The sequence below is a fragment of the Micromonospora sp. NPDC048935 genome (assembly GCF_043197875.1).
Taxonomy (GTDB): domain Bacteria; phylum Actinomycetota; class Actinomycetes; order Mycobacteriales; family Micromonosporaceae; genus Micromonospora.
Genome location: NZ_JBICTZ010000008.1, coordinates 274,156 through 287,364 on the forward strand (window position 1 = coordinate 274,156; position 13,209 = coordinate 287,364).

Here is a 13,209-nt window from a genome sequence, read left to right on the forward strand (position 1 = left end):
CGCGGGGCGGAACTCGGGAGTGGGCGGTGGTGCACTACCAGCGCCCCGTGGGTGGGTACGACGACTGGGGGCTGTACGCCTGGGGTGACATCGACCCGGCGTACGTCACCGAGTGGCCCACGGGGCAGCCGTTCGCCGGGGAGGACTCCTACGGCCGCTTCGCGAGGGTGAGACTCAAGCCGGGCGCGACGTCGGTGAACTTCCTGGTTGTCGACAGGGCCGGTGCGAAGGACGTCGCCCAGGATCGCGGCATCGACGTCACCCGGACCGGGGAGATCTGGCTGAGACAGGGCGACCCGGCGATCTACCCGAGCAGGCAGGCCGCGACCGGAGAGCCGGACCCGCCGGTCGAGGAGGACACCGCCGTCATCCACTACCGGCGGGCCGACAACACCGACATCGGCAAGCAGAAGGCGCACTGGATCGACAGGTCGACAGTGGCGTGGCAGACCCCGCCGACCGACGGCAGGACGTACGCGCTGGTCGCCGCGCCGGCCGGCGGGGTCAGCGTGGTCGACGGGGAGCTGACCGGGGCGTACACCAGCCTGCCGCTGCGGGCGCAGCGCAACGGGCTCACCGAGGCCCAGCGCGACAGGTTCCCGCACCTGTGGTCGTACCGGAGCCTCGCCCTTGACCGGCGTGACCTCGCGAAGGTCCCGGCGGCGCTGCGGGGGCAGTTGCTGGTCACCGAACGCGACGCCGAGGGTGCGCTGCTCGCCGCGACCGGGGTGCAGATCCCCGGCGTGCTCGACGACGTGTACTCCCGGGCCACCGACGCCACCCTCGGCCCGACGTTCGACGGGCGGACACCGAGCCTCGCGCTGTGGGCGCCGACCGCCCAGGGTGTGGCGCTGCACCTGTTCGACTCGCCCACCGCGTCGCCGACGACGGTGCCGATGCGCCGCGACGACCGCACCGGCGTCTGGTCGGCGCGCGGTGACCACACCTGGACCGGCAAGTTCTACCGGTACGAGGTGCGGGTGTGGCAACCCGCGGCACAACAGCTGGTCACCGCGTCGGTGACCGACCCCTACTCGGTGGCCCTGGCGGCGGATTCCACCCACAGCCAGTTGGTCGACCTGCACGACCCGGCACTGGCCCCGCCCGGGTGGCGGACGCTACGCAAGCCGGCCCCGGTGGCGAAGGCGCAGATCAGCGAGCTGTCGGTGCGGGACTTCTCCATCGCCGACGAGACCGTGCCGGTCGAGCGGCGGGGGACGTTCCTCGCCTTCACCGACCCGGCGACGGCCGGCATGACCCACCTGCGGGCGCTCGGCGACGCCGGTGTCACCCACCTGCACCTGCTGCCCGCGTTCGACTTCGCGACCGTCCCGGAGCGGCGGGCCGACAGGCGCGAGCCGGCCTGCGACCTGGCCGCGCTGCCACCGGACTCCGCCGAGCAGCAGAAATGCGTGGCGGCGGTCGCCGACACCGACGGCTACAACTGGGGGTACGACCCGCTGCACTACACCGTGCCGGAGGGCGGCTACGCCGTCGACCCGGTCGGCGCGGCGCGGACCACCGAGTTCCGGCGGATGGTCGCCGGGGTGAACGACGCCGGCCTGCGGGTGGTGATGGACGTGGTCTACAACCACACGGCCGCGGCCGGCACCGACCCGAAGTCGGTGCTCGACCAGGTGGTGCCCGGCTACTACCACCGGTTGCTGGAGGACGGCACGGTGGCCGACTCCACCTGCTGCGCCAACACCGCCCCCGAGCACGCCATGATGGGCAAGCTCGTGGTCGACTCGCTTGTCACCTGGGCGCGGCAGTACCGGGTGGACGGTTTCCGGTTCGACCTGATGGGCCACCACCCGAAGGCGAACATCCTGGCCGTCCGGGCGGCACTGGACCGGCTGACCGTCGCCCGCGACGGCGTGGACGGGCGGTCGATCCTGCTCTACGGCGAGGGCTGGAACTTCGGCGAGGTCGCAGGCGACGCACGTTTCGTGCAGGCCACCCAGGCCAACATGGCCGGCACCGGCATCGGCACCTTCAACGACCGGCTGCGCGACGCGGTGCGCGGCGGTGGACCGTTCGACACCAACCCGAGGGTGCAGGGCTTCGCGTCCGGGCTCTACACCGACCCGAACGGTGACGCGGTCAACGGGTCACCGGCCGAGCAGAAGGCCCGCCTGCTGCACGCCCACGACCTGATCAAGGTGGGTCTGACCGGCAACCTGCGCGGGTACCGGTTCACCGACACCGCCGGGCGGCAGGTCACCGGTGCGCAGGTGGACTACAACGGCTCCCCGGCCGGCTACACCGCCGCGCCGGGGGAGGCCGTCAGCTACGTCGACGCGCACGACAACGAGATCCTGTACGACGCGCTCGCGTACAAGCTGCCGCAGGCCACCTCGGCGGCGGACCGCTCCCGGATGCAGGTGCTGGCGTTGGCCACCGTGGTGCTGGGACAGGGCACCGGGTTCGTCACCGCCGGCACCGAACGGCTGCGGTCGAAGTCGCTGGACCGCAACTCGTACAACTCCGGTGACTGGTTCAACCAGATCCGCTGGGGCTGCGAGCGGGGCAACGGGTTCGGCGTCGGCCTGCCGCCCGCGCCCGACAACGAGGACAAGTGGCCGTACGCGAAGCCGCTGCTGGCGGACCCGGCGCTGGTGCCGGACTGCGCGGCCATCACCACCACCGACGCCCGGTACGCCGAGTTGCTGCGCATCCGGGCGTCGTCGCCGGTGTTCGGCCTCGCCACCGCCGAGCAGGTGCAGCGGCGGGTGGCGTTCCCGCTGTCCGGGGCGCGGGAGACGCCGGGCGTGTTGACCATGACGCTGGACGCCCGGGGGTTGGGTGGGCCGTGGGCGTCGGTGACAGTCGTCTTCAACGGCACGCCGTCGGCGGCCACCCAGACGGTGACCGGTCTGCGCGACGCGGACGTGGCACTGCACCCGGTGCTCGTCGAGTCGGCCGACCCGGTGCTGCGTACCGCCTCGTTCGATCGGGCGTCCGGCACCCTCAGCGTCCCGGCGCGCAGCGTGGCGGTGTTCGTCGGGAGGTAGGTGACGTGAACCGGCCCCCTTCCGCGTGGTGCGGAAGGGGGCCGGCCCGTGGTGCTGGTGTCGTGCGTGATCAGGCGAAGCAGTTCTCGATGGTGCCGCCCGGGATGGCCGAGCAGTTCGTCGGACGGTTCGCGGTGATGGCGGACTTGTCGTCCACGCTCACCTCGCCGAAAAAGCTGAAGACGCCGCCCGGAGCGAAGGTGGAGAAGTTGTGGGCGACCTTCGTCTTCGACAGGTTGACCTCGCCGAAGATGTTGAAGATGCCGCCGCCGACCCCGATCGGGCCCACGGCCCGGTTGCCGACGACCTCGCTGTCGCGCAGCGTGGTGACGCTGTCGGCGTTGAAGAGCCCGCCGCCGAAGAAGCCGGCGGTGTTGTCCTTGATGGTGCTCTTCTCGAAGGTGGCCACGCTGTCGAAGGCGATGGCCGCGCCGCCACCGACACCGGCGGTGCTGTTCTTCTCGATCGTGACGTTGTGCAGGTTGAGCTGGCTGTCCGCCGCCGCGAGGCCACCGCCCGCGAGGACCGCGGTGTTCGAGGTGAACTTGGTCTCGTACGCCGTGGTGTTGCCCTCGATGTCGAGGTAGCCACCGCCGAAGCCCAGCGTCTCGTTGTCGGTGATCTCGCTCTTCTTGAGCTCGACGGTCCCGCCGTCGACGTCGTCGGTGAAGATCTCCGCGGCGCCGTTGGAGATGCCGCCACCACCGATGACGGCGGTGTTGTCATTGATCTTCGACTCCTCGACCTTGAGCAGGCCGGCGTTGAAGACACCACCACCGAAGAAGAAGGCGGTGTTGCGGGTGACGGTGCTGTGCCAGATCTTCGTGGTGCCGAAGTTGGCCACACCGCCGCCGTTGCCGCCGGACTGGTTCAGGACGACCTCGGATTCCAGGATCTCGGCGGTGCCGCCCGGCTGGACCAGGATGCCGCCACCGTCGTTCTCCTCCGGCTGCTGCACGAGCGGCGTGACGACGCCCGGCTTGGCCTTCGGGGTGACCTTCGGTGCGGCCTTCAGGCCCGCCTTCGGGTTGGCCTGCCGCGCGGTGAGCGCCTGGGCCAACGGCGTGCCGGCCTTCACCTGGGCCGCGAGCGCCTCGGAGTCCGAGTACGCCGCCCAGACCGCTGCCGGCTCGACGCCGTTGTCCAGTTCGAGGGTCTGGCCACCCTTGATGGTCAGGCCCTTGATCGTGAGGTGCCCACCGCTGCCGACGTTGAGGATGCGGAAGTAGTCCGCCGTGGCTTCCCGGGAGATCGTCGTGTGCTCACCCTTGAGGGTGATGTGCTCGGTGATCACCGGGAGGCCGTTGCCCTCGTAGTCGTTGCGGGTCAGGTTGTAGGTGCAGCCCTTGGCCAGCTCCAACACACCGCCGTGCTTGTTGTTGGCGAACACGATCGCCTGGATCAGCTTGTCGGTGTCGCAGGGCACCTCCTTCCCGCGCTCGTGGTCCTTGTCCTTCTCGCGGTCCTTGTCGCGGTCCTTGTCCTTGTCGCGGTCCTGGGCCTTGTCCTTGTCCCAGTCGCGTCCTTCGTCACCCCGCTGGTCGCCGTCCTTGCTGACCTGCGTGGTGTTCCAGTTCAGGCCGACCGCACCGGCGCTGCCCGCGACGCCCACCGCCGCGAGACTGATCACGCCCGTCAAACCGGCCACGCCACTGGCGAGCCAGAGCTTGCGGCGGCGCTTGGCCGCCGCCCGCCCGGAGGCTTCGTTGTTCGTTAGGTAGTTGGACATCGGAGCTCTCTGCCCTCTCCTCGTACCAGACAGGGTCGCCGCCGTCAGACGGACGTCCCCTGCTACAAATCGGTTGTAGCTCCCAAAACCACCGTATGAGAAGGTTCCTCGCCTCGCGGGCTTATCCGAGAAAAGCCCACATTCGGTTCATGTTCTATCCAGTGGGGCCCGGACCACCCAAGCCGGCCCACGGGCCCGTGAGCTGCCCAAACGGGGACGCCCCTCCGGGCCGTGACCGGCTCGGAGGGGCGCGCCCTCTCTATGTGGTTCAGCCCCACCCGATCAGGCGAAGCAGTCCCGAACGTTGAAGCAGTTGGTCGGGCGGTTGGCGGTGACCGGGGACTCGTCGTCCAGCGTCACCGTGCCGCCGATGCTGTTGAAGATGCCCCCCGGCTCAAGGGTGGAGAAGTTGTACGCCACCTTCGTCCGGTGGAGTCTGACCTCGCTCCCCTCGGCGTTGACGATGCCGCCGCCGCGGGCGAACGGACCGACGGCCCGGTTGCCCACCACCTCGCTGTCGCGCAGCGTGGTGACGCCGTCGTCGTTGTAGAGGCCGGCGCCGGACAAGCCCGAGGTGTTGTCAGTGATCCTGCTGTTCTCGATCGTCGCGACGCTGTCGGAGCTCACGAACAGGCCGCCACCCTCGCGGGCGGCGCTGTTCCTGGCCACCGTGGCGTCCTTGAGGGTGAGCTGGCTGTCCGCCACCGCGACGCCACCACCCTCGAGCACCGCGGTGTTGTCGCCGACCGTCGTCTGGTGCAGCGTCGTGGTGCCCTCGACATCCAGCACGCCGCCGCCGAAGCCGAGCGTCTCGTTGTCGGTGACCTCGCTCTTGTGGACCCAGACCGAACCGCCCTCAACGCCCTCGGAGCGGATCGCCGGCGCGCCGTTGGAGATGCCACCGCCACCGATGATTCCGGTGTTGTCCTTGATCTTCGACTCGTCGACCTGGAGTACGCCGGCATTGAAGATGCCGCCGCCGACGAAGAAGGCGGTGTTGTGCGCGACAGTCGTCTTGCTGAGCCTGGTGCTGCCGAAGTTGGCCAACCCGCCACCGTTACCACCGGCCTGGTTGTAGAGCAACTCGCTGTCCAGGATCTCCGCCCGACCACCGGGCTGCACCAGCACCCCGGCACCGTCGTTGAATCCCGGCTCCGCCACCAGCGGCGCCACCGCCGGCCCGGCCTGCGCTGTCGCGGCAACCGGCTTGGCCGCTGCTGCGGCTCTGGTTGCTGTTCCCGCTGGAGCCTCGGCCGCGGTGGGCTTGGCCGCTGTTCCCGCTGCGGCCTTGGCTGCGGTTGGCTTGGCCGTCGTGGGCTTGGTTGCCGTGGGCTTGGCCGCCGTGGGCTTGGCCGCCGTGGCCTTAGCCGCGGTTGGCTTGGCCGTCGTGGGCTTGGCCGTCGTGGGCTTGGTTGCCGTGGGCTTGGCCGCGGTTGCTGCGCGGGATCCGGGCACTGTGCTCGGCGTGGCCGCAGGTTCGTTCGCCGCGCCGGCCGTGACCGCCGGCTTCGTTGCCGCGCCGGCCGCGACGGAGGAGACCAGGGCCGAGTACGGTGCCCAGACCGTCGCCGGGTCGGCGGTCACCGATGGCTGAAGAGTCTGGCCGCCCCTGATGCTCAGGCCCTTGAGGGTGAGGCGGCCGCCGGCTCCGACATTGAGGATGCGGAAGTAGTCGGCGGTAGCCTCACGGCCGATCGTGGTGTGCTCGCCCCTGAGGGTGATGTTCTCGGTGATCACCGGGAGGCCGTTGCCGTCCTGGTTGCGGGTCAGCGTGTAGGTGCAACCCTTGGCCAGTTCCAGTACGCCGCCGTCCTCGTTGTTGGCGAACGTGATCGCCTGGATCAGCTTGTCGGTGTCGCACGGGACCTGCTTGTTGCGGTCCTTCTCCTCGCGCCTGTCGTCCTCGCGCCTGTCGTCCGTGCGTTTGTCGTCCTTGCCGGACCGGTCGTCGAAGCCGCTCCAGTCGCCGCCGTTCCACTCGTCCCGGTCGCCGTCCTCCTTGGCACCGTCCTTCTTCGCGCCGTCGTCGTTCGCGCCGCCGGCGTCGCCGACGTGCTGCCGGTTGGTCGACGGCTGCGCGTCGGACACCCGCTCGGATTTGGGCTTGTCGTCCCGGGCGGCCACACCGCCGAGGGCCGCCAGGCCGACCACGCCGGTCAGCCCGGCCACGCCGGCGACCCAGAGCGCCCGCCGTCGTCGTGTCGGCGGAGCTGTCGAGGCCCCGCCGTCGGTACTCGTTACGTCGTTGGACATCAGAGCCTTCCGCCCTTCTCTGCTACCAGACGGGGTCGCACCACCCGAAGCGTCACGACCAGCTACAAATAGGTTGTAGCCTCCGATGCCCACCGTATGAGAACCATCCTCGTGATGAGGACTTATCCGAGATAACCCCGCATTCGGCTCAATTCGGGGCAGGTGTGGTGAGCACGTCGGGGTTGGCACGAAGAGCGCGAGCAGTTCGAGCCCCCGCGAACGGTGCTGCTGGCGAACGGAAGTCCCGCCACTTCCAGTGGCGGATGGGGTGGGTGCCACGTCGGTGGCGGTGGGGTGGGTGCCACGGTCCGGTGGCGGGTGGGGCGTCGGGTGCTCGTGCTCGTTGCCGGGCCGCGGTCGCGGGCGCGGGGGTCGACGTTGCGTCGGACGGCAGGCCGAGTGGGATGTCGGGCCGAGTGGCTGCCGGGCCGAGTGGCTGCCGGGCCGAGTGGATGTCGGGCTGGGTGGACGGGCGTGATCCACTCGGGTTTCTTGATGACGCGGTATCGGCGTGGTGGGGACACCGCGATTTCAAGAAAACCGAGTGGATCAAGCGCGGGCGGGGCGTCGACAGGGCCGGGGCGGGCACGGCACCTGGCTGGGCCATGCGTGGCGCCGACCGGGCAGGGCCTGGCGTCCACTTGGCCGGGCGACGGCTGGGTCGGGCCTTGCGTCCACTGGCGGGAGTGGCGCCCATCGGGCCGCACCCGGCGTGGGCGGGCGGGGCGTCGGCGGGGTGCTGGGCGTGGGCGGGCGGGGCGTCGGCGGGGTGCTGGGCGTGGGTGGTGGGGCGTCGGGTGCTCGTTGCCGGGCGGCGGTCGCGGATGCGGGCACGGGGGGTCGACGTCGCGTCGGGATGGCAGGCCTGGATAGCGGGTAGGGCGGATGGCGGGTAGGGCGGATGGCGGGCTGGGTGGACGGGCGTGATCCACTCGGGTTTCTTGATGACGCGGTATCGGCGTGGTCGGGACACCGCGACTTTAAGAAACCCGAGTGGATCATGCGCCGGCGGGAGCAGCCGGGCTGGGTGGGGTGTCGGTTGGGCCGGAGCGGTCAGCCGGGCAGGCGGGGGCCGGCCTCGCGCTGCTCGGCCAGCCAGGTCTCCACCTCGTCGGAGGTGCGCGGCAGCCCGGAAGAGAGGTTCACGGCGCCGGTCGCGGTGACCAGCACATCGTCCTCGATCCGGATGCCGACGCCGCGCAGCTCGGCGGGGACCAGCTCGTCCTCCGGCTGGAAGTACAGACCCGGCTCGACGGTGAGCACGTAGCCCTCGCCCAGTGCGCCGTCGCGGTAGGTCTCCTTGCGGGCGTTCGAGCAGTCGTGCACGTCGATGCCGAGCATGTGGCCGAAGCCGTGCAGCGTCCACCGCCGGTAGATCGTCGACTTCTCGTCCATCGCCTCGTCCACGCTCACCGGCAGCAGCCCCAGCTCGGCCAGGCCCTCGGCGAGCACCCGCATGCAGGTCAGGTGGACGTCCTTGAACTTCACCCCGGGGCGGATGGCGTCGATGCCGGCCTGCTGCGAGGCGTACACGATGTCGTAGACCTGGCGTTGCAGGGCGGTGAACCGGCCGTTCACCGGCAGCACCCGGGTCACGTCCGCGGTGTAGAGGTTGCGGCCCTCGACACCCATGTCCATCAGCAGCAGGTCGCCCGGCCGGGTGGCGCCGTGGTTGTGCACCCAGTGCAGGATCGTGGCGTGCTCGCCGGCACCGACGATCGAGCTGTACCCGACGTCGTTGCCGTCGTGGCGGGCCCGCAGCGCGAAGACGCCCTCCAGCAGCCGCTCGGAGACCGCCCGGTCGGCCGGCAGGATCCGGGCCACGTCCTCGAAGCCGCGCACGGTGGCGTCGATCGCGTCCTGGAGTTGGCCGATCTCCCACTCGTCCTTGACCAGCTTCATCTCGGAGATGGCGATCGCCAACTCCCGGTCGCGGGCCGGCTGGCCCTCGGCGCGGGGCCCGTCGTAGGGGCGGACGGCCGCGTCCACCTGGGCGTCGAAACCGCGCAACACCCGGGTACGCCCCGGCGCCAGGTCGGCGAGCGTCGCCTCCAGGCCGGTCAGGTCGGCGGTGGGCAGGCCCAACTCGGTCGACTTCTCGCTGAGCGTGTGCCGCCGGCCCACCCACAGCTCGCCGTTGCGGCTGCGGAAGAACTCGTCGGTCTCCCGGGACGAGCGGGGCCGCATGTACAGCGTCGCGTCGTGCCCGGAGCCGTTGGGGCGCAGGACCAGCACGCTGTCCGCGTCGTGGTCGCCGGTCAGGTAGGCGAAGTCGCTGCCCGGCCGGAACGGGTAGTCGGTGTCGTTGGCCCGGACCTTCTCGGTGCCGGTGGGGATGACAAGCGTCTCGCCGGGGAACGCCGCGGAGAGTGCCGCACGCCGCTTGGCGTAGTTGGGCGTCTCCGGGCGGGGCGCCACGGGGAGCGCGGTGTCGCGCCAACCCTGCCGCATGAACGACAGGAACGCCTCCGGGAAGTCCGGATCGTGCGATTCCGTGCCGTCTGTCGGCGTACCGTCGGTGCGTCCCTCGGTCATTGCGCCGCTCCCTCCGCGTCGTTGCTGCTCCCGACCGTACCGCGAGCCCGGTTTCCGCTGCCGCCCGCCGGCAGCGGGCTGGTCCACGCCCGCCGGGAGCTGGCTCGTTGGTGTCGGCGTCCGCCGGGCCGGGTGGATCGACGGACGGCTGCGACGGGTCGACAGCGCGCGTGGAAAGATGGCCACCATGTGCGGACTTCTGGCCTTCTTCAGCGCGAACGGCAACGCCGCCGCGCATCGCGACCACATCGCCGGAGCGTTGGAATGCCTGCACCACCGCGGCCCCGACGAGACCGGGGTCGAGGTGGTCGGCGACGCCTCCGGCCGGTACGCGGACGGCGTGTTCGCCCACAAGCGGCTGGCCATCATCGACGTCGCGTCGAGCCACGAGCCACTGCCGTACGCGAACGGCCGTTACCTGCTCACCTTCAACGGTGAGATCTACAACTACATCGAGCTGCGCGAGGAGCTGATCAGGAACTTCGGCGCCCAGTTCGCCACCGCCGGGGACGGTGAGGTGATCGTCGCCGGCTACCACTTCTGGGGTGAGCAGGTGCTCACCCGGCTGCGGGGCATGTTCGCCTTCGTCATCTGGGACCGGCAGGAGCGGCGCGCGTTCGGTGGCCGGGACTACTTCGGCATCAAGCCGCTGCACTACCTGGAGACCGCCGACGGGCTCTACCTGGCGTCGGAGAAGAAGGCGCTGCTGCCGTTCGCGCACAGCAACTACCAGGGTGACGCGGGTGTCGACGCGGCCAACCTCAGCCACTACCTGACGTTGCAGTACGTGCCGGAGCCCGGCACGCTGCACAAGGGCATCAGTCGGATCGGCTCGGGGGAATACCTCACCTGGACGCCGGGCGGGCGGATCGACGTACGTCGGTGGTATAGGCCGGTGTTCCGGCCGGCGCCGGTCGACGACGAGCAGAAGCTGTACCACGAGATCCGGGAGACGCTGCGGGAGAGCGTGCGCATGCACATGCGCTCGGACGTGCCGGTGGGCTCGTTCCTGTCCAGCGGCATCGACTCCACGGCGGTGGTCGCGCTGGCCCGGGAGTTCAACCCGAACATCCTCACCTTCACCGTCGGCTACGACGTACCGGGATATTCGGAGATCGACGTCGCGCAGGAGTCGGCCCGGCACCTGGACGTCACCACCATCCCCACCAAGATCGGTCCGCAGGACATGATCGACGCGCTGCCGAAGATCGTCTGGCACCTGGACGACCCGGTGGCCGATCCGGCGCTGGTGCCGCTCTACTTCGTGGCCAAGAAGGCCGCCGAACATGTCACGGTGGTGCTCTCCGGTGAGGGTGCGGACGAGTTCTTCGGCGGCTACACGATCTACCGGGAGCCGCTGTCGCTGGGCACCGTCAACGGTCTGCCCGGCGGGGTGCAGAAGGGCCTGCGCGCGGTCTCCAAGGCGATCCCGCAGGGGGTCAAGGGCAAGAGCTTCCTGGAGCGGGGCACCACCCCGATCGAGGAGCGTTACTACGGCAACGCGCGGATGTTCACCGAGGAGGAGAAGCAGCACCTGATGCGGCGCTACGACCCCTCGGTGCGCTACACCGACGTCACCGCCCCGATCTACGCCGAGTGCACCGAGCTGGACGACGTCACCAAGATGCAGTACGTCGACCTGTACACCTGGTTGCGGGGCGACATCCTGGTCAAGGCCGACCGGATCTCGATGTCGCACTCGCTGGAGGTGCGGGTGCCGTTTCTCGACCGTGAGGTCTTCGACGTCGCGGCGAAGATCCCGGTGGACCTGAAGTTGCCGCCGCGCTCCGACGCCACGAAGTACGCGATGCGCCAGGCGTTGCAGGGTGTCGTGCCGCCGGCCATCGTCAACCGCAAGAAGCTGGGCTTCCCGACCCCCACCCGGGTCTGGCTGCGCGGCGAGATGTACGAGTGGGCCCGGCACGTGCTGAGCACCTCGGGTGCGGGTGACCTGCTCGACCTGTCGTACGCGCTGCGGTTGCTCGACGAGCACAAGCGGGAGGAGGCCGACCACTCCCGCAAGGTGTGGACGGTGCTGATCTTCTGCATCTGGCACGCCATCTTCGTGGCCAAGACCCTCGACCCGGGCATCCAGCGCAACCAGTCCGCCCTGCTCACGAAGCCGGTCGTCGGTTCGATGGTCCGCTGACACCCTGTTGATCAAGAGGTTTGCGTCACCCGGAGTCGTTCCGGTGACGCAAACCTCTTGATCATTCAGGGCGTGGTGGTTACTTGCGGGCGCAGGTGACCGTCGGGAGCCCGTTCGTTCCTGTGCTGCTGGCCAGGAAGCCGAACGTGGTGGAGCCCTCCGGTGCGACTGTGCCGTTGTAGTTGACGTTCGTCGCCGTCACCGACGAACCGGACGACGTCTGCGTGGCGCCCCAGATCTGGCTTATCGACTGCCCGTTGGGCCAGGTCCACCTCGCGGTCCAGCCGTTGAACGGCGTACTGCCGTGATTCATGACCGTGACCTCGCCCTGGAAGCCACCCTGCCAGGTGCTGCTCACCTTGTAGACCGCCATGCAGTCACCGCCCGGCGCTGGCGTCGTCGGGTCCGGCGCTGGCGTGGTCGGGTCCGGCGGCGGGGTCGTCGGGTCCGGCGGCGGAGTGGTCGGGTCCGGCGGAGGCGTGGTCGGGTCGGGCGACGGCGAACCGGTGCCGGGGCCCACCCCGGTCACCTGACCGCTGCCGCCGTCGAAGGTCACGTCGGAGCAGCCGAAGAAGTTCTCCTGCGAGTCCGAGCGGACCCAGCGGGAGTAGATGATGTGCCGGCCACTCTTACCCGACGGCAGGTTGCCGCTGAAGTAGTAGTGCCCGTCGTTGCTGCCGACCGAGCCGCGCTGCGGCGGGTTGGTCACCGTCAGGAACGGCTGCTCCAGGTCGCTCCAGGCCAGGGCCCGGGTCGGGCTCCAGCTGTCCTTGGTCACGTAGAAGTAGAACGTGCCCGGGTGGTGCGCCCAGTTGCTGTACTTGAAGTCCAGCCGGGCCCCGGAGGTCAGGTGGGTCAGCGGCCAGTCGGTGCGCGGCAGGTCGTAGCCGCGGAAACCGGTGTTGCCGCCGCTGCACAGTTGCCCGTCCGGGATGAAGCCGGTGGTGCGGCCGCCAGCGTCGGAACGCAGCACGCTGAACCAGTTGTAGAGCGAGTTGGCCCCGCTCTGCGCCACCGCGGCGGAGCACGCGGGGTTGTTCGGCCTGATCTCACCGGTCTGGCTGCGGCCGTCCTGCCAGCACAGGTAGGTGCGGCTGCCCGGCGTCATCGCCGCGCCGTGCGCCTCGGCCGGCTGGGGACTGGACGCCAGGGCGACAGCGCCCAGCGCGAGGGACATGGCCGCGGTGAGCAACGCGGCCATACGGGAACGGTTCACGGGTTCTCCTGACTCGCGAGGCGCGCTGCTCGAGCCGCCCCGTCGCGATCGGGTGGGATGTGGCCTGCTCGCCCCGCAGAGGTGAGCGGCGCGGTGAGCACAGCGGACGTGTCCCGGCGGGAAATGGCCGGTGGACGTGCGCCATCAACGGTCCGGTCAGGACCGGCGCCCTCGCGTGTGACGAACCCGGCAACCGGCGGCGCCGCAGCCCTCGCACCGCCCGGTACACCTCATCCCACCACGCCACCCGGCTGCGACGCAATAGCCGTTCCTCGATGAATGAGTTGACCCACCGGCCGCCCTCGAACGCCAT

6 protein-coding genes are annotated in these 13,209 nt (G+C 70.1%); 2 read left to right on the forward strand and 4 right to left on the reverse strand.

The genetic code is table 11. The annotated features are described in order from the left end of the window. Positions 1-26: 26 nt before the first annotated feature. Positions 27-3,014 (forward strand): pullulanase-type alpha-1,6-glucosidase, encoded by a 2,988-nt coding sequence (gene pulA / locus ACGFIW_RS23045; RefSeq protein WP_393319120.1) that lies wholly within the window; start codon positions 27-29, stop codon positions 3,012-3,014. Between the two features lie 70 nt (positions 3,015-3,084). On the opposite strand, the gene ACGFIW_RS23050 is transcribed toward pulA, so the two are convergent. From ACGFIW_RS23050 to ACGFIW_RS23060, 3 genes are all read right to left on the reverse strand, one after another. Beyond that, complete coding sequence (locus ACGFIW_RS23050) at positions 3,085-4,743, reverse strand: hypothetical protein (protein WP_393319122.1); 1,659 nt, start codon at positions 4,741-4,743, stop codon at positions 3,085-3,087. A 282-nt stretch (positions 4,744-5,025) separates the two neighbouring features. Continuing rightward, the gene (locus ACGFIW_RS23055) at positions 5,026-6,996 is read right to left on the reverse strand and encodes a hypothetical protein (protein WP_393319125.1); all 1,971 of its coding nucleotides are present in this window, start codon (positions 6,994-6,996) and stop codon (positions 5,026-5,028) included. 1,053 nt (positions 6,997-8,049) lie between these two features. Beyond that, positions 8,050-9,531 carry an aminopeptidase P family protein gene (locus ACGFIW_RS23060; RefSeq protein ID WP_393319127.1) on the reverse strand — a complete coding sequence of 494 codons (1,482 nt, stop codon included), beginning with the start codon at positions 9,529-9,531 and terminating at the stop codon, positions 8,050-8,052. Between the two features lie 187 nt (positions 9,532-9,718). Between ACGFIW_RS23060 and asnB the strand changes: the two genes are divergently transcribed. Then, complete coding sequence (asnB, locus tag ACGFIW_RS23065) at positions 9,719-11,680, forward strand: asparagine synthase (glutamine-hydrolyzing) (protein WP_357077967.1); 1,962 nt, start codon at positions 9,719-9,721, stop codon at positions 11,678-11,680. A gap of 79 nt (positions 11,681-11,759) precedes the next feature. On the opposite strand, the gene ACGFIW_RS23070 is transcribed toward asnB, so the two are convergent. Continuing rightward, positions 11,760-12,881 (reverse strand): lytic polysaccharide monooxygenase, encoded by a 1,122-nt coding sequence (locus tag ACGFIW_RS23070; RefSeq protein ID WP_393319447.1) that lies wholly within the window; start codon positions 12,879-12,881, stop codon positions 11,760-11,762. Positions 12,882-13,209 lie beyond the last annotated feature (328 nt).

Coding starts and splice junctions, on each gene's coding strand:
- ACGFIW_RS23050 (WP_393319122.1), bottom strand. CDS start 4,743: ATGTCCAACTACCTAACGAACAACGAAGCCTCCGGGCGGGCGGCGGCC.
- ACGFIW_RS23060 (WP_393319127.1), bottom strand. CDS start 9,531: ATGACCGAGGGACGCACCGACGGTACGCCGACAGACGGCACGGAATCG.
- ACGFIW_RS23055 (WP_393319125.1), bottom strand. CDS start 6,996: ATGTCCAACGACGTAACGAGTACCGACGGCGGGGCCTCGACAGCTCCG.
- ACGFIW_RS23070 (WP_393319447.1), bottom strand. CDS start 12,881: ATGGCCGCGTTGCTCACCGCGGCCATGTCCCTCGCGCTGGGCGCTGTC.
- asnB (WP_357077967.1), top strand. CDS start 9,719: ATGTGCGGACTTCTGGCCTTCTTCAGCGCGAACGGCAACGCCGCCGCG.